Consider the following 18,560-nt stretch of genomic DNA (forward strand, 5'->3'; position numbering starts at 1 on the left):
TTTTTTCGGTGAGCTTGATAAGCTCCGCTGAGCTTTCAGGATACGAGATATTTTTTACAAGCTTTTTTAATTCGTTTTTCTCAAGCGTTTTATCAATGTTGAAAACATCTTTTAACGCTTGTTTTAACGTTTTAGAAATGCACTCATCAAATCGTTTTTTGCCGGCATCGCAAAAAGATTCAAGCTCCGATGATTTTTCTTTTTCATCGGCTAAAATATTTTTACGGGTGATCTGCTGTTTTGAATTTTTTTTTTAGAGTTTGAATCGGCAAGCATAAAGCCTTGCGCTTGCGGAGCCTCTACAATAAACGTATCCTCATCATCTTTCGGGCGCGGTAAACCGTACCGAGTGTATAAGGCCTCTTTTGAAACAGGGATTTTATTTTGTATTGCCTGCATAATTTCCGTAAACGTTGCATAGCTTTTTAAATCAAAATAACCGGACGGTGCTGCTACTCCTTCGCCGAAGTTAATCGCAACCATCCAATTAATTAATTCTTGGAATACGCCTTGCACCGCTTTTGCATCTCCATGACAAACTCGCACTAAATTTTCATCGTGCACTTCTGCTTGACTTCGTGTGCCATATGTGCCCTCTTGCGTGCTTAACGATTGCGTGGTAAGCGCAAAGCTTATTTCTTGATTGCATGTTTCAATTAATACCTTATGGTCTTGCAGAGCTCCGCTCATTTCAAGCGTCTTAATATCTTTGACATTAGAAAGAGCTAAGCCCGCGCCTCCTTCCATTTCTGAAAGGGTTTGCGAAATAGCCTGTGCTGCATTCCTTGCTTCCTCTGTGTTCGTGCTTTCAAACAATGCAACAATAGAAGGAACGCCAGCCTTTTTTGCAGCCTTAAGCCAAAACTCCCAGCCAAACTGTTTAAATCGCCACGGCCAATAACACATTAGCAAATCTGAAAAACCGTAGGGATTTTCAGCGCGCGGATTATTTCGGTAAATTAAAAATTTACATTTTTCGATAAGCGGTCTATTCTCTTTTGTTAACATCGGAACCCATATTGAACGCTGTCCCTGTTTTGTTTTTATAATTTCCGTTTTAAAAAATATTTGCTCCGGTCTTTTATTTCGAAGTGAATCGGGAATCCAGTAGCCCGCATCGTTTTGGGCCCATAAGACTTCTGAAAACGCAAAACCGTATTCAATGGCGGTTAAAAACTCTTTTACATCATTATCCCAATTAAGATTGGAGGTAAGATTATCGCGCACAAACTCATATACTTTATCGCTTGCGTTTTTTTGCTCAATTACAAAATTAAAACTTGTAACAATATCTTTCCGCAAGCGTAAATGCGAACCGATTTTTGAATCAAGCATCATTTCATCGATAAGCGAATAGAAGCTTACCTTATCGCTTATTATCTCATTCGGATTGGGAAGCTCGGCAATTACCGCTTCGAATTTATCCGGTGATATTATTTCAATGTTTAAATTATTTTTCATCTTCTTCTCCTAAAACCATGCAATGCCGCGCCGAGACGGTCAAAGCCGGATGTTAAATTAAACGCGGTAACTTCTTTAAAACCGATTTGAGAAATTTCCCACGCATAATAGAGCGCGTCCTGCAAATCGTCAAACTCCGATTTGGGATACATCGTCAATTGGTCAATTGTTTTATTCATGTTCTCTTTGAACTTAAGCATGCCGTTTTCAATAAACGGTGAAAGTGAAAGAATGCGTTCTTTTCCGATCCCTTTTGTACTGCATCCTTTAATCGGTAAGTACACACCTTTTTTGCTCGCCGCTTCCATGATGTGCTTTTTATAAATTGATTGAAAACCTACCTCTTCAAATCCGATTAAAATCGGTTTGTATAAAAGATACTTTTCAATTAATTTATTTATTGCTGAGTCAACCGAACAACACTCCGCCCATTCGTTGAGTGCATACATCATTCCATCCGAGGCGATACCTAAAGTAAAAATAGCGAACTCATCATGCTTACCGGCGGAAGGGTCAACGCCCATGTATACTTTTAAACTTGATATATCAACATGAGAAAAGCGCGTAAACCATTCAGGTTTAAAGACTCGCTCCTCATCGCTTAAGGGCTCGTTCATGTATTCGGTACTGAATGCTGCACTTCCGATTTCTTTCTTTTTTGTTTCTAGTTTTTCACTTGTCCAATAGGAAGACCAAAGGGAATCGCCTTGCGGAGTAAACGCTGCAAATCGTAAACCAATCCAGTTTTCCAATTCGCCATTTTCAATTCTTTTTAAAAGCCTACTCGGTAAATCATCTGAATGAAAGATAGTATTTATAATAATAGTAAACGTATCTTGACCGAGCGGCATAACAGCTCGCAAGAACCAATTATATATTTTTTGTCTTTGAGAAAATGTACGTGCTGCTTCATCTTTTAAAATGTCATCACAAATAATTAAGTCAGGGCGGTACTGCCTAAACTTCACGCCTCGAACGGCAGCACCCGCGCCGAATGATTTTATTGCTGTTCCGTTTTTAAACGATAAAAAATCGCTTTTCCAAATTGAGCCTTCCATTGCACCGAAGTCTTCAAAAATTATTTCGTTTCCTTCGATTTCATCTTTGATACTTTGTAAAGCTCTATTTGCCATATCTTGCGTTGCACAAAAAATACAGACAAAATTATTTTTTTTAAATAATAAACGCCATAACGGATAGGCTAAAGCCCATCGGGTTGATTTTGAAAATCCGCGCGGCTCAATATCAACAACTGCTTTTAATTTCTCAGTCGGAATTAAAAGCGAATGATATTCTTTTTTAAGAAGCGATTTTATGTTTTCAACATGCTCATTGGTGAGCGTGTGAGTGTTTGCAATGTCAATTAATATTTTATGATACGGAGCAGGCTCGTACGAAAAATAATGCGGAAGGTATGTTTTGCAAAAGTAAAAAAAATCATGCTCCGCTTTTTGAAGCCGCTCTTTTTTTTCAAGAACTTCTTTTGAATTTTCGCCTACAAGCTCATTTAAAATATCGCTCACTTTACTTCTGCCTTATCCACTATTGCGCAAAGCTTTTGTAAAAGTTCTGGATCGTTTTTGATTGCATTTTGCAATTCTTTTTTAATTTCCCCTTTTGCTTTCTCCAATGCCTTTGCTGCTTTTGTTCTGTAGTTTGAAAGTTTTAATTGAGCTTCTGCAATGCGCGCAGTAGTTAAAAGTAATTCTTTCGGGTCTTCAAATTCCAAACTATCGATTGTACGCAAATCTTTAGAGATGAGACTTGTCATTTGCATAAGGACTGCTTCGCTTGCTTCGGTGCCGGGATAGTCTTTTAAAACTTCCGCCATTGCCTTTGCAGACTCAATCGCTTTTTTTGCATCTTCAATTTCTTCTTTGTGAGATTTTATAACCCGCCGAATGCCTTCGCGGCTTAACGTAACCTTAAGGCCGAGCTCTTGTATTTTTTTATTTACTTCTTCAGTAACATAAACGATTGTGTTTTTTCCGCCTTCCCATTTTTCAATGATAAGTTCAACGAGTCCGTGCTCTTCCGCTTTACTTTTTGCGCCCATAGTTTGCCCCCTTGTTTAGTCGAGGACTATGCCGGCGTCTTTCGAGATGTTTCCTTCAAGCAGGTCAATGCCTTTTGCGGTTATTTTAAACCAGCGAACCTTTTGTTTTTCTTTGTACGGATGCGGCACTTCTTTTTTTTCCGTGTACCCTTTTTCGGTCAGGTACTCTGTTGACATTTTGATTTCTTCCGTTTCGTTATATTCATAGAAACGGTGAAATAATACTTGTTCCGGAATCCCGTCAGGGTATGTTGTCATTAAATAGTTTAAAATTTCACCGCGTAAAAACTTTTTGTTTCCTTTCATTTTTTTTTACCTCTTCTTTTTTAAATTTATTTTTTATTTTGTGATTGCCAAAGTTCAATAATCTTTTGCAGCGTACTATTATTTTGATTGATGACTAAATCTTGTAGGCGATTTATTTCAGCCCGCCAGCCTCCCATGTCTTTATAGAAATCTTCTCGCTCAAGTTTTTCTAACTTTAACGTATCAATTTCATTTTGTTGTTTTTCAATTTTTTGTTTTAATTCCGAAACATTTTTATTGAAATTTTCTTCTAAACGATTCAACCCGTTTGCAAGATTTTTTTTAAACTCATCAGAACGTGCTGCGTCCTCTGCGGCGTTTTTCATTTGCTGTTTAAAAAGATACGAGATGACAAACGCTATAATCGTTGTTACCGCCGTCGGCCCCCAATCTTTCGCCGCTATGATTAAACTTTCAAATCCCATTTTTTTATTTCCTTAAATACGAAAAACTAAAGCCGAGAGCTGTACCTCCGGCAATGCAAAGCGGGATAGTCCACCACGGCACAACTCGCCATGATTGTAAGCGGTTTACTTCCTTTTCTAAATCTTTACTTAAACGTTTATAATAAGCAGCATCGGGAGAGGCGGCGAGTAGACCTTGCTTGTACCCTTCATCAAATGCGCGGTCAATACTCGTGTTCATTTCCTCAAAACAAATTGCAATAATCTTTTCAACTTCGGATTTACTATAATCCGCTTTCTTCAATTCTATTTTGAATTGCTGATGCGGAATCGCTTTTGATGTCGTCTTTGGTTGACTGTAACTCATCTGCATTGTGAGCACCAGAAACAAGATCACCTGCAGGAGTTTGATTAACTTTTTCATATTCTTTTTTCCTTTCTTCTTCCGCGTTTTGTTTTGTGGTAAAAAGTATTTTTTTACATCGTTGTTTATTTTTCACAACAACATACAGAAAGAATGCTGCCGCAGCGGAACAGGCTGCGGCAAACGCTTTCCAATGCGTTTTAAAAAAAGCAATCGCTTGTTTTAAAAGCGCTGTAATGCGTGACAAAATTTCTTGTATTCGTTTTTTAAATTTTGTACACATTCTTTTTATTTCCCTCTTCATCCGTTTCAGTTTCTTTTTTAGGATATGACGTCTCTTGTATTTTTTTCAAAATAGCTTCATAAAAAAATACACTCAATCCGAAAATAGTCGCTCCCCAAAACCACACCTCGCGGATTTTAATAAACTCGCCAAACTGTAAAAGAAACGCAAAAAGAGCGGAAAACAAAAAAGGTATCCATACGCGATAGCCTTTCAGTTTATCTTTCACATCAAGCTTTTTGATAAGTTCCGTAAAAATAACGGTGAGCAGCACCGCAATGAGTACGAATACCGGGAGGAAATTCATAAGTTCAAACATTTTTTAACTCCTTTTTTAAGCATTTATAAAATGCTTATTAAATATTTTTCAACGGCACATTTAAAATCAATCCATGCGCCGAGGTTGCCGATAAAATATCGCGGACAGTCTTTACCGGTGATGTCGAAATGCCGGTATAAATCTGTTTGCGGATTTAATGAAAATTGTTTTAACAAAGTTGCGGTAAGTACAATTGCACTTGCAAGCGTTTCCTCTGTAAATGCACCCGTCCAATTTTTATGACAAAGCTCAATGCCGATGGTGCAATTATTCGGATACGAACTTAAACGGTACTCAATGCCATCCCGATATTTCCACGCGCCGACATGATAGGCTACTTCATCAATCGGTAAACATTGCAGTACATCGCCTGTAATGCCGATGATAAAATGTGCTGAAGCGTATCTGGCTCCGTCTTTTTTTTTCTGCCGCTTTAAACTTTCAAAATAGTTTCTATTTGCTTGTGCACTTGTTCCGGGGTTTGCAACCCAGTGAATAACCACTCCCTTAACCTCTTGCAGCTTTTGCCCTGGACGGGAAAACGGATTTACCGTTAACATTTGTTTTTCAATATTCATAAAAACATTATAAGAAAGAGAAGCGGGAAAAATCGGAGAAGAGATACATAGAAATAAAAAAACACTTTAAGATATAAAAAATCCTAAAGTGTTTTTTTACGCTGAAAAACAAAATTCTAATTGTTTATCGTTTCGTTTCTTTCGATAAACTTTTTTAAATCTGACTTGTTGATATTCCACTCCCGCTCTCCCGGGATTTTGTACGCATTTAAATTCCTCTTGTATATCAATCGACGGATAGTGATTTGGCTTACGTTGAAAACATCCGCCACCTCTTTGACGCTTAATATTGCCGGCAAGTTCTCTAACAATTCCTGCACACCGCGGATCCCTTCGCTCATAATACTCCTCCAATTCTTGTATTGTTATTTTGTAACTATTACCGATTTTAACCGCAAGCAATTCAAAACTTTCAAGCAAGTAATACACTTTCCTAACCGATACTTCTTTGTTTTCAATTTCGCTCATAATTTGAGCACATTCACAGGGCGTCAAAAACATTTTTACATCCTCTTTTTTTTAACTTTGTTTTGTATCAGGATTATATCCTGCCTTTTTGCAAATATCTCGTAAGGCAAGAATAACCTTACTTGCGTCTTTTTTGCTAAGCCATGAAATATCGTATTCGCCGGTTATTCGATACACGATTGCCCGAAGGCTCCGCTCACTTCGGTTGCGGCTTGCTAAATCCCACAAGCCCCGTATATAGTATTCTTGTTTTGAAGTTAAGCGATTAGCCCCGCCTCCTGAGCGTTTATTTTTAAATTCATAATTAGAAAGTGTGCGCTTAAATCCTAAGTTTTCAAAGGCGCGCATAATTATTTTAAACTGCTCCTCGCTTTCTATTTCGCTTGCGGAATTTATATTAGCATTTAAAAGAATCGCGCGATAGTTTTCATCGTTTAACCCAAGCTCTTTTTTTGCAATATGAATAAGTGCAATTTTTTGTTTTCGCTCTCTCAACAAAATAACATCTCTTCTTAATTTGAATAAAAATACACACAGGGGAAAAAGTTTTTTCCCCTGTATGGTTTGGCTTTAAAAATTAACCGGCACTTTTAAGAAGGTCTCGATTAACCTCTTCTTTATTTGCCTCGCAAAAGAAAGTATCTTTTACCTTTCGAACGGCGTCAACTTGTGCAAGCGTTTCATCGTCAAGCTCTGCCATCTTTTCCTTGTCGGCTTCTTTTTTAAGTCGAATATAATCGGTCAGCCCGAGTTTTTCCAGAAGACCGACTGTCGTTTTTGTTTTAATACTAATGCTTGTCGATTTTCTAAATCCGAAAGTTCCGAATGTAAGTTCAATCGTTTTTTTATCGATGAACAATTCATCACGATTGTATTCGGCGAAGGCTCCAATTTTTGCGGCAAGCTCTGCAATTTGCTTTCGCTTTCCCTCGCCGTCCTTTGCTGCCTTTTCTTTAATTGCGCTTATCTCTTTATTTGATTTTGCGTCAATTAAATCAAGTTCATGTTCGAGAAGTCCGATAGTTTTAAGTGCGCTATTGACTTCCTCAATCGATTCAATTTTTCCCGTACTCGGTTTGTACTTCGCCATTATAAAACCTCCTAAAGTTTTATGTTTATTTTTTTTATCTTTTACGCCGCAGGCGGTTCATCACCGCCATCGATGTAAAATTCATTTTTTAAAATCTGCCTTATTTCAAAGACAATATTTTTAATTTCCACACAACAATCGCGCGGGTTTTTTTGTAAAATCCCCGAAGTTGCCGTATTTTCAATTTCAAAAAGTTTGCTATCAAGCAAGCTATATGCGTCAGCACTTACTTTCATATTCTCACCTCCTGCCGATATGTTTTAATCCAAACGGCGTGTCTTCAGGTTCAGGAATTACGCCCTCATCTTCGCACCGCTCTATTTTTTCAAAATACTTTTCAAAAACAATTTGCACTTCGTTTTGCATGGTAAGCCATTCAAGTTCGGGAAGCCCCGCAGGTTTAGTCAGGCGAATATCCGCAATTGAAATTCTGCCGTAGCCTTTCCTGAAGCCCCAAACCGTGCCGTCCTCAACATTCACGCGATACTTCTTGAGTTGTATTCCGCTTAAAGGATTGCGCTTAAATATTTCGGCAAGCTCTGCATCGTATGCTTCTTCCTCTTCGCCTGCGGTAAATACCTCTTCATACTCTTCTTTCGGAGGTGGTAAGGCTTTTTTAACCGCAATGCCCGCTTCTGCGTACGCTTGCATAATGGTAAGGTTTTCCAAGCGTTCGGGATCCTGATAGAAAAACACAAAAAGCTTTTTATAGTTCAAACACGTTTGCCACGAGATTTTTAAATCCTTTGTTACCCAATCTACAAACGCTTGTCTGCCTTTTGAATTGTTCGCTTCGACCATGTATAATATTTCGCCGATTTTAAACGCTTTCAACGTTGCTTCCGTCAATACTTTTATAAGCCCTTGTTCCAAACTCTTAATCCGTTTTGCCGTTTCTTTGTTCAATCCGAGCTTTTCAGTTAATGCTTTTGTTTCAATCATTTTTACCCCCCTATATAATTTCTGCGTAAAATCATTTTGCCGGCCATTTCGATTATTTCAACATTGGGCATTTCAAGCCTGTTTGCAGTCATAATGTTCTGTGATCGATTGATAATCTTTACAAACTGCCTAATATCTCGTTTTGAAATCTCATAAATGGATTCCGTAATTTCTTGCGAAACTTCAGGCCACACACTCTCGGCTATTCTTTCAGCGTCGACTTTCATAAGCCCTTGTAATTTCAAAAATACCCCGATGCGACTTTCAAGCTGGCGGTGGTCATTCTTTAAGTTTTGAATGCGGGCAGCAAGCCCGGGAAGTCCTATCAACACAAGACCCGTTTCTCCTAAATCGTTAATGAGCCTGCGGCTAAACTCTAAGGCATCATCGCGAAGACTATCCGCTTCATCAATAATTACAATTGCTTCTTTTTCCGCTAACGCCTCACTTACCATATCAACGAGGTTATCAAACTTAACGCGATACGTATTTAGTCCTATTTGCCGCGCAATCTCTTCGGTCATGCGTCTCTTACTCATTGCCCCGGAACACTTAATCAAAATAGAAGTGCGCGGGTTGTCGCGAACGTATTGCTCGGCTGTTGTTGTCTTTCCGCTTCCGGCATCTCCTACAATAAGGGCGATGTCCTTTTCATCGTGCGCAAGCCGAATTGCCCGGCTCATTTGCCGCATCGCAGTGGTTTCAATTATTGCGACATGTTTTTTGCCGGCGTTTTCGGTTTTGCGCGCAATCCATTTGATTATTGCCTCTTCAACTTTTACAACATCGCCGCGGTACGTGTCATTTAAATATTGACTTAATACACTCGATGTGTAACCCATTTCTTTTGCCGCTTTCGTTTGACTTATGTCAAAACGCAGCAGCGCTTCCTTCAACCTTTCTTTAACTGAAAGATTATCAATCGAAACATCACTCATTCTCATTCCTCCTATGATGTTAGTATTTGTAAATCATCCGCATCAAAATAATTTTGATACTTTCCCTTTTTAGGTTCAGTTTCTTTTTCTTCTTTTTCAGGCTCTTCAAGCTGCGGAATGTAAGAATCGATTTGCGGCGTTTCAATGCCGGTTGCTTCCATCGCAATTTCAAGCATGTTTTTAGGTTTAAACGAAAGCCGCTCAAGCGGATTGTCTTTTACAAAAGCGCGCACCTTTTTGCGCACCGATTGCACAAACTCCATGTCCGCTTCTGTATTGCCTGTTTCAATAAACATGCCCGCATACGCCCGGCATAAAACCTTGCCCTTTGAATCGCAGACGAGCACTTCATTTTTATTGGTGAGATTTAACCGCGCTATTACTTGTTGCCCCGTTAAGCCCCGCAGCTCCTCAGCCCAATATTCGGTGCTGCCAATTCGAATGCCGTTTCTCGAAACGGTGCGCACCTCCGCCTTCGTGAGCGCAAGCTCTACCGTTTCCATATCGGGGGCGCGCAAGTTCTCAGGTAAGTTTTCTAAAAAAGCCTGCTCAGGCGTTAGCCCTTTTCGCCCCTTTGCATTGCTAACCCATTCGGTATTGTACCAATGCACCCAGTGGACGAATTCGTTTACAACATCAGCCCATTCGCTTACATCATCCCGCTTTGCCTTGCCGTTTATTGCTCTCCAAAAAAGCCGCTGTTCGTCAACTCTGGCGCTCGTATTGCTGCCGATATAGTTCCCGGTATTCTTTGAGTAATACTCTTCGAGTACCCCGTAGAACCGCTCTTGAACGCCTTTCGATTGCCCATGGAACGGCGTTGCATAAATTAATTTACTGCCGCAGGTTACAATTGCTCCGGTGATAAGCACTTCCTCTTCTCGCTCAACTCCGGCCGCATCAAAGACTTTCATGCGCGCACTCTGACCCTTGATTACTTTACCCTTGTAGTCCTTGCCGTTGTCGACGTGCACAACTAAAGGAATTCCGAAGCGCACAATCATCATGTAGTACGCGGCGAGAATTGTTTGACTTGAAGGGTTTGTGTTCACGCACCAACCTAAAACCGCCCCGCTTCGCATATCAATAAAAGTACTTACCCATGGCCGCACTAGCTTTCCCTTGTACTTAACCACGCGATCTAATATATGGTGATCCCCCTGCACATGCTCCATGCTTTTGTATAGCGGTTTGTTTCGCTCAATGTACGGCAGGTGCCGCGCTTCAAAGAAAGTTTCGCCTTTGCGGTACCGGTCAACTTGTGCAGGCGGTAAACTTTTTAAATACCGATAACAAACCTGATACGTTGCCGTTGTATCCGGCAAGTTTGCTTTAAGTGCAAGGAAGCAGTGATTAATGCTTCGTCTGTTAATGTCTAAATAAAAATGTTTGAGTACATCTTTTTCTTCGTCGGTTAAACTTGCCCCGCTGCCTCCGCGGCTATTGCCGGAAGAGTATAGCGGGGTTATTCCTGAAATCCCGCTTTGCGTAAACTCACTTAACCAGCGGTAAAAGGTGCGCTCGCTTAAATGCTTGCCGTATGCCTCTTTTAATGCAAGGGAAATTTCCCCTGCATTAAACGCCTTACAAAACTCCTTCGCCGAAAGCTCGGCGGTGTTGTATGCGTTTATGATTGACATTCTAAGCTTTGCAACATCTCGCTCCGATTCGGTAACTTGTGTAAATAACTGCCCCGATTCGCTTTGCGTTTTTGTTGCTACCTCTCGGGCAGAAAGAACGGCAAGCTGCACATCTTCGCTCATGCTTTCGGTTATCCAAAACTTGCCGCCCTGCCTTTTAACGTACTGCCATTTTTCCCGCCCCGCTTTTTCTAATAACGCTTTGCGGCTTATGCTTAAAATATCCGCCATATCTTTTGTTGATACTTTCATGCAACACGCCCCCCGTTACTTTCAATTTGTTTTTTGTTCATCTTTGCAAGTTCTAAAGGAGTACGTACAGTAAAGAGTTCGGCGGCGGGCCTTTTTAAAAAGGCTGCAATACGAGTTTCTGCCTTTCTACTTAAGCGGGTACCGTTGATTATTTCCGATAGGCTTGTATAATTCATTTTTAACCGTTTCGCTAATTCGGAAACGCTTCGAATACCCGCGTCAAACATAGCCCGCTCTACCTTTTGTTTACGCTCAAGGTCAAAGGGGTACGGTCTACTTGTTACCGCGTATTTTTCCAAAATTAAAAAATCATCAAGAGGTACAGTGCTGTTGTCCATAGTGATTCCTCCTTACATGTTGTTTTCCTCCGTTAGGTGAAGTTTCCCAAAGCCCCGCTTCCGGAGTTGAACCGGAATAAAAACCCTTGCGGGGCAACCTTCGGGCGCAAGGCTCGAAGGTATAAAACCATCTTAAAATTTGCTATAATTAATTCGCCAAAAAAAACTATAAAAATTTTAGGAGTGGTGTTTTTTATGAGTAATGAGTTAGCAATAATTATTGCAGCAGGTATAACCGTAGGCGGAAGTGTGTTAATATTTGCTCTTAATTCTTTGTTTAACTTTTTCGCAAACGCTCGGGCTCGCAAGGAACGATTGTTTTATGAAGTATTCCCAAAACGAATCGAGTTTTATCACGAGCTTTCTGCTGCAATGGTCAAGTTCATTTATGAGTACCCGGATTTGGATTTCTGTTCGCTTATCGCTTTTGATAAATTCATCGAGGAACTCAGCGTACAACTCGTCGATTTTCTCAACCGGGGTGTACTCATTGCAAGTAAAGATGTGTGTAAATATATCGCCGATCTCCATCGTATCGTTTCGGCGACTAAAATTATTAATAACGCATTGTTGCTCGGAAAGGATTCCGGCAACTCCGATAATACCGCCGAAAAGCTCAAAAAAAGCCTCCTCACTCTTAGCCAGCCGCATTATCAAAATATTCTTGCACAAATACGAATTGAGACAGGCCAGGAAATCGTAGACAATTATTGTTTTAATCTTAACAAAAAAGATATAAAGCGGCTCAGAAAGTTGTATAAGAAGATGGAACAAAATCAGTAAATTGTTTGCAATTAAAATAATCGCAAGAAAAAAATAAATATTCATTTTTTATTTTCTCCTAACATTCCTCCGTATACCCCGCCGCATCCACTGCGGCGGGGATTGTGCTTACATCAAAGTTTCCTCAATGAGTTTTTTAAACCTCAATAAATCATCATCCGATAGCGTTTCAGTTCCTCGCTTAATTTGCTCAAAATTACTGCAATCGCTTAAGTTGCAAGTTGAGGTGATTCCCTTCCCTGTTTGTTTTTTAGAAAAGATATTTGCGCCGTATTCTAATCCGCCATTTAAAAACTTAGTTATTAATTCAAGAGATATTGAAAGTCCGTCTTCTTTTTTTTGTAAGGGAATACTTAAATATTCCTTTGTTTTTCCCACGGCTTCTTCAAAAGAATTGCTGTAAAAATACTCTCCCATAAGTCCGTGATTACTCGTAAAACCAAGGTACTCCGTTTTAAAAATATATCCGCCATGTTCTTTGATAATCGCATCCAATCCCGACTCATCATTTGCCACGATTAAATCGTCAATCTTTTTTGTTAAATCCATTTTCATTCCTCCTACATCAACTCTTCCTCAATGCGGTTTTTAAAATCCCACAAATCATATTCTGGCAATGTTTTAATTTTTTCTTTAATACTTCTAACAGTGTAGGGAATGGTAAGCTCATTGCTTTTTTTAACCGCTTCTTTTGTTTGTTCCTGCAAAAAAACAATACTGCCGGAATACAGTCCGTTCGGTGAGATGTCGCTTATTAAGCGAAGGTATACGGAACATTGTTTTTCATCTTGTTCAAAAGGATAGCCGCAATATGTTTTTGTAATTTTCAGTGATTCATCAAAATCGTTGGTTAAGATATTTATGTATCTTGTTGTTGTACTATCGTCCTTTGCTATGAAATCTATGCTGAAAATATATCCGCCACATTTGGCAATAAGTTTTTGAAGCTTCGACTTAGACTTTTTACGAACCAAGTCGTCAATAATTTTAGTTAAATCCATGTTTATTCCTCCGTTCGGGAAGTATCCCGATGCCCCGCTTCCGGATTTGAACCGGAATAAAAACCCTTGCGGGGCTTTTGCCGTTTTTTTATGTTGGTAGGAAAGCAGTGCATCGGCATTGCCTGTTAAGGATAGTCATGGTGTACTTATCCTTTTTTCTTTCCTATCAGATTTTATTTTTTCCCTTACGCACTTGAATAAAATAAAATCGCTTTTCAAAAACCAGTTTGACGTTTCAGAAGTCCTGCGCTTACTCCACGTCTTTATTTTTTCCGATTTTTTCGATATAATCGGAAATGGCGAATATTTACGCCGTTTTGTTTAGTGTTGCTTTTATGATATGGCGAATATTTACGCCATTTCTTACAAGGCAACCGCTATAAAGTGGCGAATATTTACGCCATGATTTTATAATAACGGATATATCCTAAATTGTCAAGGGATATTTCCGAAAATTTATATAAATTTTAATATTTATAGGGGACAAATCCTAAATGAATGACTGGAAAAATAAAATTGCTATGATTTTACAACACTTTAATTGTACTAAGTCTGAACTTGAAGCAAAAACAGGGGTAAAAAACGGTTATATCCGAGATATTGAGACAGGAAGAAATAAAAATCCTTCTAAGTTTATAAAAGGATTAGTGGATTATTACGGGATAAATCCTAATTGGATAATGGGCAATGATAGTAATATGCTTCTTTCTGACATCGAAAACGCGGAAGAAAATCCTTTGTTGCGGGAATTTAATAATGCGGTAGAACAGACCATCGCTCCTAAATTCGCAGAACAAAACAAAAGGTTTGAAAAAATAGAAAATCGCCAACAAGCCATAGAAGAGGAGTTACAAAAGCTTATCCAATTATATTCTCCTGAAAACATGAAAAAGCCGGAGAATCCTCGTAAGTCAATTATTCGCACAATGGGTTCAACCGGTGAAGTGCACGAGCGGCTCGCTTATTACGGCGCGGACGGGGAAGAGGAAGAAACGGAAGATTTACCGCTTGCTGAAAACCTTGCGGCGGGCTTTCCAATAGAAGCTTTTGACAATTATGAAACCTACCCGGTACCGAAACGCTTTTTAAAAAAGAGGCATAAATATTGCGTGGCAAAAATTAAGGGTACCAGCATGACAGCGGCGGGAATTGCGGACGGCAGCCATGTATTATTAGAATACTGCAACAGCCCGGTAAACGGTTCAATTATGGTCGTAAAATATGGAGAAAATACCACGTTAAAACGACTCCACCAAACAGATGAGGGAGAGTGGCAGCTTTTGTTTGAAGACGGCAGCGGGGCGATTATTCCGCTTAAAGATGGAAACTGGGAAGCAAAGGCTATGTTTATTACTGTTCTGTAAAAACGGCTTTTAACGCGCTTTAAACCGAAAAAGGCTAAAATGATAGCCTTAAATCTTTCGAACGTTTTTTAAACGGCATTACGCAGCTGTGGGCAGGGTTTAAGGGCGATGAGGGATTGTAAATTCAGGAAATTTGAGGTATAATTAGGTAGTGATAATAAACAATTCTTGGGGGCAAAGTATGAGTAAGGAAAATATGGATCAACGTATAGTCGTATCATTACGCGAATCAAAGACTAAAGAAAAAATAGAAGATACTTTTAAAACATTTAACATTCAAGATATACAAGAAAAAACGGCTTATCTTGATGAAGCTATGTACAGTCCCGAAGTGTTTTATTCTTCCGGAGAAGAAAGAATAACGCCTGAGCATAAATATGAATTAGCTCTGCAAATGTTTTTAGAAGGCAGTTGGAAATTATATTCATACTATGAAAAATTAGGGCTGGGTCAAGAAAATGTTCAAAATTGATAATGAAAAAAAAGCCAGAATAGCAAAAGAATTTGATGTCAAAATTGAATCTGTAAATATTATTGCGGATGAATATAAAAAAATTCAAGATGGTATGAAAGAACAATATTTAGCACATATAATACGTACGATGGAAATTCAATTGCAAGAATTAACAGAAAACCCGATGTTTAAAATAATTATAAAACCATTACCATTGACTAAAGATAATCTTTCGGCTCGGGCGCAATACCAACGTGGTAAATTTTTCTTAATCGGCTATTCTGAACGGTTAAACGATATACAGCTTAGGGTTTGCCTTGCACATGAATTGGGGCATTTATATTTGATAGAATATATAAACAGCATTGATAAAAACGCAAACCTTACAGAAAAAACAAACATGGAACCGTTGTCGACTGTTTTCGGTATTTTAGCAATACTGGATAAGAATGATTTTTATTCAACAATTAGCGACAAACAATTATTGCATAAAACTTGGGAAGACGTGCTTGCCGATTTTAAGCAGCTCCAAAATCGCAATAACGGGATAGATAATATATCATAAGTCTAAATTTTAATCATCAAAAAAAAGCTCCGGCAAAATGCGCGGGGCTTTTTTATTTTTCTTTTATCAAGCGCAAAAGCTCTTTTTTTATTTCAGGAAGAATATTTTTAAATCGAATTTTCCTCACCTCTTTTTGAAACCCGCGCCGGATTGCTCCTCCAAAACTTTCTTCCAAAAATCCCGGAGTAAAAACAATTGTGCCGGCAAAGTCAACACACAACTGGCACGCGGTTTTATTTTTTTTTAAAAACGGTATTAAAAAATTATTTCTGAATTCTTCTCCGGAGTCAGGACTTATGTGAATAAATCTTCCTCCTTGAAATTTATAGCCGCTGCCGCATTCCGCTACTTTTAATGTTGCTTCCTTCAATTTTCTCACCTCTTTTTTTTTCACATTATACCTTAAAAAATAAAAAACTCAACTAAAAAAAATTACATTCAATGTATCTCCTCTCCGATTTTCGCATTTAAAACGCGGTATCATCAAGCTATGAAAACAAGAATAAGACCGATTGCGCGTGCCGGAGTTTTCGGCTCGGAATCGAATACGCAAATTGTAAGCGAACAAGACTTACAGGAAATTTACGAATCATTTACCGCACAAGATTCAAGCCCCATCACAATCGGGCATGTTACCGAAGCGGCTGAACCTCGACTCGGATCTGTTGTAAGCCTTGAATTAAAAGACGGTATTTTATACGGCATTATTGAAGAACAGGATGAATTAGCGAAAGCCGTTGACGCGGGATTTTTCCCGGAATGCTCAATCGGAGCGAAACGCTCAGGCGAAACCGGAAAATTGTACTTGCACCATTTGGCATATTTGGGCGAAGAGCCTGCGGCAATTAAAAGTTTTAAAAAAAATATAAAAGAAAAAATACAGTTGGATGACAGCGGAGTAATTCACGCATTTCCCGCGGTCTGGAAAATCACATTGTCCGATATGGACGAAGGAGTAAAAAAAATGAATGAACTTGATGAGGCTAAAAAAAGGATAGCCGAACTTGAGGCAGAGGTTCAAAAACTCACCGCGGAACTTGAAAAAGCAAAGGCCGGGAGTAATGGAAGCGGTGAAGATTTTGAAAAGCTTAAAACTGAAAACGAAGAGTTGAAAAGAAAGCTTTTAGCATTTCAGGAAAAACACCCTGAAGATGAATTGAGCTTGTCAGATTCCGACCCGCGCACAAAAATGCTTTTGAATGAGCTGCGTAAAACAAAAACGGCAAGCCTTATGCAGGCAGCAAAAGGGAAGGTTCCGGCGGCGCATTTAAAAGACCTTGAAGTGTTAGCGAATGGGCTTACATTAAGTAATGAGCTTTTGCTCTCGGACGGAAAGAAGGCATCAAGCATTGAAACTCTTACGGCAATTTTTAACGCAATGGCTGACCCGGTATTGGGCACTGAAATTGTTTTAAGTGACCCTGAGGCAAAGAGCGCAGGGCAAGGCGCAAGTTATGCAAGCTCGGCTGCAAAACTTATGGGCGCTTTGTAGTTTTTTAATTTAAGGAGATAAAAAAAATGATTAATGCAAATATCGGAAAAGTTGCAATTGAACAATCAAGCATTCTTTCAGGCAACAATCATATTATCGTTTCGTACTCGCTGAAAGATGGGCTAAAGGGTTTAAAAGCCGGCACGGCTTTAAAACTGGTTGACGGCAAGCTTGAACATCTTGCAGCCGATACCGAAGATGCAATCGCTCTTTTGCTTTCTGAGGTTGAGGGCGACAGCAAAGACAGCACCGCAGCGGTCGTTGTCTTCGGTGCGGTAAAAAAGGAAGCGGTAACATTCGGGGCGGACGGTGCGGCTTGTACTGAAACCTTGGTTGAGAAGCTCCGTAAAAACGGGCTTTATGCAATTAATTAAAAATGCGGATTAAACGCTTTTAAAAAAGAAATTTTAAGGAGATTTTACGATGATTAAAACGCAATTAACAGGGGCGCTCAATGCGTTTTTTAATTTAAAGAATTTTACCGATGTGGTAAGCGGTCTACCAAAGCCGCAAACGCCGATGACCGATCTACTCTTTCCGGCTGCAAGCCGAAAGCAAAAAACAAGTCCGTATATTGCGGTTGCTGACATTCAAAATGTAACCGGTGCCGTTCCGGTTGTCTTACGCGGAACAAAGTCCTATGCGGTAGGCGGCGATAAAAAATCGCTCGGCATGATTGAAGTGCAGCCTTTGAGCATGAACAGATTTATATCCGGGGCTGAATTAAATAACCTTATTGCAATGGGCGATGTTGAGAACATTAACGCAAAACTGACCGAGGTAATCGAGAACTTACGCGACCGCACGGCGGTATCAACTGAAATTCTTGTATGCCAATCGTTGAGCGGAAGGATAGCGTATCCTGCAAGTATCGAAGGCGGAGCCGATGATATATATCAGGTCGAAATCGGCAAGCTTAAAGAATTAAGTGCTGCCGCTCTTACCGCTACGGCAACATTGGCTGATGTGCAAAAAGAACTTGAATCGCAATTTGTTGAGCAGCAAAAAACGGGCGCATCTGCTGATGTAGTATTCTTAGTTGGCTCAGATGTGTATTCAAAAATCATTGACATTATCGCAAAGGTAACAAGTAACGTTCCGGTTCAATGGACAGAAACAGGCTGCACCTTATTCGGTAAATATAAACTTATGCCAATGAGCGGCACCTACGCACTTCCGGGACAAACGGCAACAACGCCTATAGTGGATGCAAAATCAATTCAGACTATTGATCTAAAAAACACCGGTAAGTTGTTTTATGCTGCCCTCGATGAGCTTGATGCAAAGCTGCAACCCTTGCCGTTTTTCGCAAGCTATGAAGAGATAACCGATCCTTCAGGGATTAAGGTTTTATCCTCTTCAAAACCATTGCCGGCATTTGCAGTTTCAAAATCAACAATTAAGAAGTATTTAAAATAGAACCCTCTATTTATGTAAAAATGTCGATGTAAAAAAGTTTATG

At 39.5% G+C, this 18,560-nt stretch carries 27 protein-coding genes; 7 read left to right on the forward strand and 20 right to left on the reverse strand.

All coding sequences use genetic code 11. From position 1 onward, the window contains the following. Positions 1–210 precede the first annotated feature (210 nt). The 17 genes from FUT79_RS00085 to FUT79_RS00165 all read right to left on the reverse strand — a co-directional run bounded on the left by FUT79_RS00085 (position 211) and on the right by FUT79_RS00165 (position 11,439). The gene (locus tag FUT79_RS00085; protein ID WP_044634727.1) at positions 211–1,461 is read right to left on the reverse strand and encodes a phage portal protein family protein; all 1,251 of its coding nucleotides are present in this window, start codon (positions 1,459–1,461) and stop codon (positions 211–213) included. Next, on the reverse strand, positions 1,458–2,984 hold the full coding sequence (locus FUT79_RS00090; protein ID WP_044634728.1) for a hypothetical protein: 1,527 nt from the start codon (positions 2,982–2,984) through the stop codon (positions 1,458–1,460). The genes FUT79_RS00085 and FUT79_RS00090 overlap by 4 nt, the downstream gene beginning before the upstream one ends. Then, the gene (locus FUT79_RS00095; RefSeq protein ID WP_002696333.1) at positions 2,981–3,517 is read right to left on the reverse strand and encodes a phage protein Gp27 family protein; all 537 of its coding nucleotides are present in this window, start codon (positions 3,515–3,517) and stop codon (positions 2,981–2,983) included. Before FUT79_RS00095 ends, FUT79_RS00090 begins: the two co-directional genes overlap by 4 nt. Positions 3,518–3,532: 15 nt before the next feature. Continuing rightward, positions 3,533–3,823, reverse strand: a complete 291-nt coding sequence (locus FUT79_RS00100; RefSeq protein WP_024751680.1) for a hypothetical protein — start codon at positions 3,821–3,823, stop codon at positions 3,533–3,535. A gap of 26 nt (positions 3,824–3,849) precedes the next feature. Then, positions 3,850–4,248 (reverse strand): hypothetical protein, encoded by a 399-nt coding sequence (locus tag FUT79_RS00105; RefSeq protein ID WP_148878661.1) that lies wholly within the window; start codon positions 4,246–4,248, stop codon positions 3,850–3,852. 4 nt (positions 4,249–4,252) lie between these two features. Next, entirely contained in the window at positions 4,253–4,531 is a 279-nt protein-coding gene (locus FUT79_RS00110) for a hypothetical protein (RefSeq protein ID WP_238569973.1), read from the reverse strand. Next, on the reverse strand, positions 4,512–4,874 hold the full coding sequence (locus FUT79_RS00115; RefSeq protein WP_148889171.1) for a hypothetical protein: 363 nt from the start codon (positions 4,872–4,874) through the stop codon (positions 4,512–4,514). Before FUT79_RS00115 ends, FUT79_RS00110 begins: the two co-directional genes overlap by 20 nt. Beyond that, positions 4,858–5,193: a hypothetical protein gene (locus FUT79_RS00120; RefSeq protein WP_024751776.1), complete on the reverse strand. Its 336-nt coding sequence runs from the start codon at positions 5,191–5,193 to the stop codon at positions 4,858–4,860. The genes FUT79_RS00115 and FUT79_RS00120 overlap by 17 nt, the downstream gene beginning before the upstream one ends. A gap of 23 nt (positions 5,194–5,216) precedes the next feature. Beyond that, on the reverse strand, positions 5,217–5,771 hold the full coding sequence (locus FUT79_RS00125) for a peptidoglycan recognition protein family protein (protein WP_024751777.1): 555 nt from the start codon (positions 5,769–5,771) through the stop codon (positions 5,217–5,219). A 96-nt stretch (positions 5,772–5,867) separates the two neighbouring features. Beyond that, positions 5,868–6,272, reverse strand: a complete 405-nt coding sequence (locus tag FUT79_RS15425) for a helix-turn-helix domain-containing protein (protein WP_024751778.1) — start codon at positions 6,270–6,272, stop codon at positions 5,868–5,870. A gap of 18 nt (positions 6,273–6,290) precedes the next feature. Further along, positions 6,291–6,734, reverse strand: coding sequence for a regulatory protein GemA (locus tag FUT79_RS00135; RefSeq protein WP_231577609.1), 444 nt, complete (start codon positions 6,732–6,734; stop codon positions 6,291–6,293). Between the two features lie 82 nt (positions 6,735–6,816). Next, complete coding sequence (locus FUT79_RS00140; protein WP_024751779.1) at positions 6,817–7,329, reverse strand: host-nuclease inhibitor Gam family protein; 513 nt, start codon at positions 7,327–7,329, stop codon at positions 6,817–6,819. Positions 7,330–7,370: 41 nt separating this feature from the next. After that, positions 7,371–7,565 carry a hypothetical protein gene (locus FUT79_RS00145; RefSeq protein WP_002696308.1) on the reverse strand — a complete coding sequence of 65 codons (195 nt, stop codon included), beginning with the start codon at positions 7,563–7,565 and terminating at the stop codon, positions 7,371–7,373. A 4-nt stretch (positions 7,566–7,569) separates the two neighbouring features. Further along, the gene (locus FUT79_RS00150; RefSeq protein WP_148884190.1) at positions 7,570–8,271 is read right to left on the reverse strand and encodes a hypothetical protein; all 702 of its coding nucleotides are present in this window, start codon (positions 8,269–8,271) and stop codon (positions 7,570–7,572) included. 2 nt (positions 8,272–8,273) lie between these two features. Then, positions 8,274–9,215 carry an AAA family ATPase gene (locus FUT79_RS00155; protein WP_238569974.1) on the reverse strand — a complete coding sequence of 314 codons (942 nt, stop codon included), beginning with the start codon at positions 9,213–9,215 and terminating at the stop codon, positions 8,274–8,276. 5 nt (positions 9,216–9,220) lie between these two features. Next, the gene (locus FUT79_RS00160; protein ID WP_148878664.1) at positions 9,221–11,101 is read right to left on the reverse strand and encodes a Mu transposase C-terminal domain-containing protein; all 1,881 of its coding nucleotides are present in this window, start codon (positions 11,099–11,101) and stop codon (positions 9,221–9,223) included. After that, complete coding sequence (locus tag FUT79_RS00165) at positions 11,098–11,439, reverse strand: helix-turn-helix domain-containing protein (protein WP_148878638.1); 342 nt, start codon at positions 11,437–11,439, stop codon at positions 11,098–11,100. Before FUT79_RS00165 ends, FUT79_RS00160 begins: the two co-directional genes overlap by 4 nt. Before the next feature lie 195 nt (positions 11,440–11,634). Here FUT79_RS00165 and FUT79_RS00170 point away from each other — a divergent pair, with 195 nt between their 5' ends. Further along, positions 11,635–12,222 carry a hypothetical protein gene (locus tag FUT79_RS00170; RefSeq protein WP_148889173.1) on the forward strand — a complete coding sequence of 196 codons (588 nt, stop codon included), beginning with the start codon at positions 11,635–11,637 and terminating at the stop codon, positions 12,220–12,222. A gap of 108 nt (positions 12,223–12,330) precedes the next feature. On the opposite strand, the gene FUT79_RS00175 is transcribed toward FUT79_RS00170, so the two are convergent. Both FUT79_RS00175 and FUT79_RS00180 read right to left on the reverse strand, forming a co-directional pair. Next, the gene (locus FUT79_RS00175) at positions 12,331–12,777 is read right to left on the reverse strand and encodes a hypothetical protein (protein WP_148889175.1); all 447 of its coding nucleotides are present in this window, start codon (positions 12,775–12,777) and stop codon (positions 12,331–12,333) included. A 5-nt stretch (positions 12,778–12,782) separates the two neighbouring features. Then, complete coding sequence (locus tag FUT79_RS00180) at positions 12,783–13,223, reverse strand: hypothetical protein (protein WP_148878668.1); 441 nt, start codon at positions 13,221–13,223, stop codon at positions 12,783–12,785. 494 nt (positions 13,224–13,717) lie between these two features. Between FUT79_RS00180 and FUT79_RS00185 the strand changes: the two genes are divergently transcribed. From FUT79_RS00185 to FUT79_RS00195, 3 genes are all read left to right on the forward strand, one after another. Beyond that, positions 13,718–14,587: a S24 family peptidase gene (locus FUT79_RS00185; RefSeq protein ID WP_244951109.1), complete on the forward strand. Its 870-nt coding sequence runs from the start codon at positions 13,718–13,720 to the stop codon at positions 14,585–14,587. Positions 14,588–14,768: 181 nt separating this feature from the next. Further along, complete coding sequence (locus FUT79_RS00190; protein ID WP_002695871.1) at positions 14,769–15,059, forward strand: hypothetical protein; 291 nt, start codon at positions 14,769–14,771, stop codon at positions 15,057–15,059. Beyond that, complete coding sequence (locus FUT79_RS00195; protein WP_024751784.1) at positions 15,046–15,606, forward strand: ImmA/IrrE family metallo-endopeptidase; 561 nt, start codon at positions 15,046–15,048, stop codon at positions 15,604–15,606. Before FUT79_RS00190 ends, FUT79_RS00195 begins: the two co-directional genes overlap by 14 nt. A gap of 52 nt (positions 15,607–15,658) precedes the next feature. Here FUT79_RS00195 and FUT79_RS00200 read toward each other — a convergent pair whose 3' ends face one another. After that, positions 15,659–15,985: an STAS-like domain-containing protein gene (locus FUT79_RS00200; RefSeq protein WP_244951147.1), complete on the reverse strand. Its 327-nt coding sequence runs from the start codon at positions 15,983–15,985 to the stop codon at positions 15,659–15,661. 111 nt (positions 15,986–16,096) lie between these two features. Between FUT79_RS00200 and FUT79_RS00205 the strand changes: the two genes are divergently transcribed. The 3 genes from FUT79_RS00205 to FUT79_RS00215 are packed head-to-tail and all read left to right on the forward strand — an operon-like array spanning position 16,097 to position 18,517. Further along, the gene (locus tag FUT79_RS00205) at positions 16,097–17,098 is read left to right on the forward strand and encodes an SH3 domain-containing protein (protein WP_187426846.1); all 1,002 of its coding nucleotides are present in this window, start codon (positions 16,097–16,099) and stop codon (positions 17,096–17,098) included. A 26-nt stretch (positions 17,099–17,124) separates the two neighbouring features. Then, on the forward strand, positions 17,125–17,472 hold the full coding sequence (locus FUT79_RS00210) for a hypothetical protein (RefSeq protein WP_002695879.1): 348 nt from the start codon (positions 17,125–17,127) through the stop codon (positions 17,470–17,472). A gap of 49 nt (positions 17,473–17,521) precedes the next feature. Further along, entirely contained in the window at positions 17,522–18,517 is a 996-nt protein-coding gene (locus FUT79_RS00215; RefSeq protein ID WP_039943637.1) for a major capsid protein, read from the forward strand. Positions 18,518–18,560 lie beyond the last annotated feature (43 nt).

The organism is Treponema phagedenis (genome assembly GCF_008153345.1).
Classification (GTDB): domain Bacteria; phylum Spirochaetota; class Spirochaetia; order Treponematales; family Treponemataceae; genus Treponema; species Treponema phagedenis.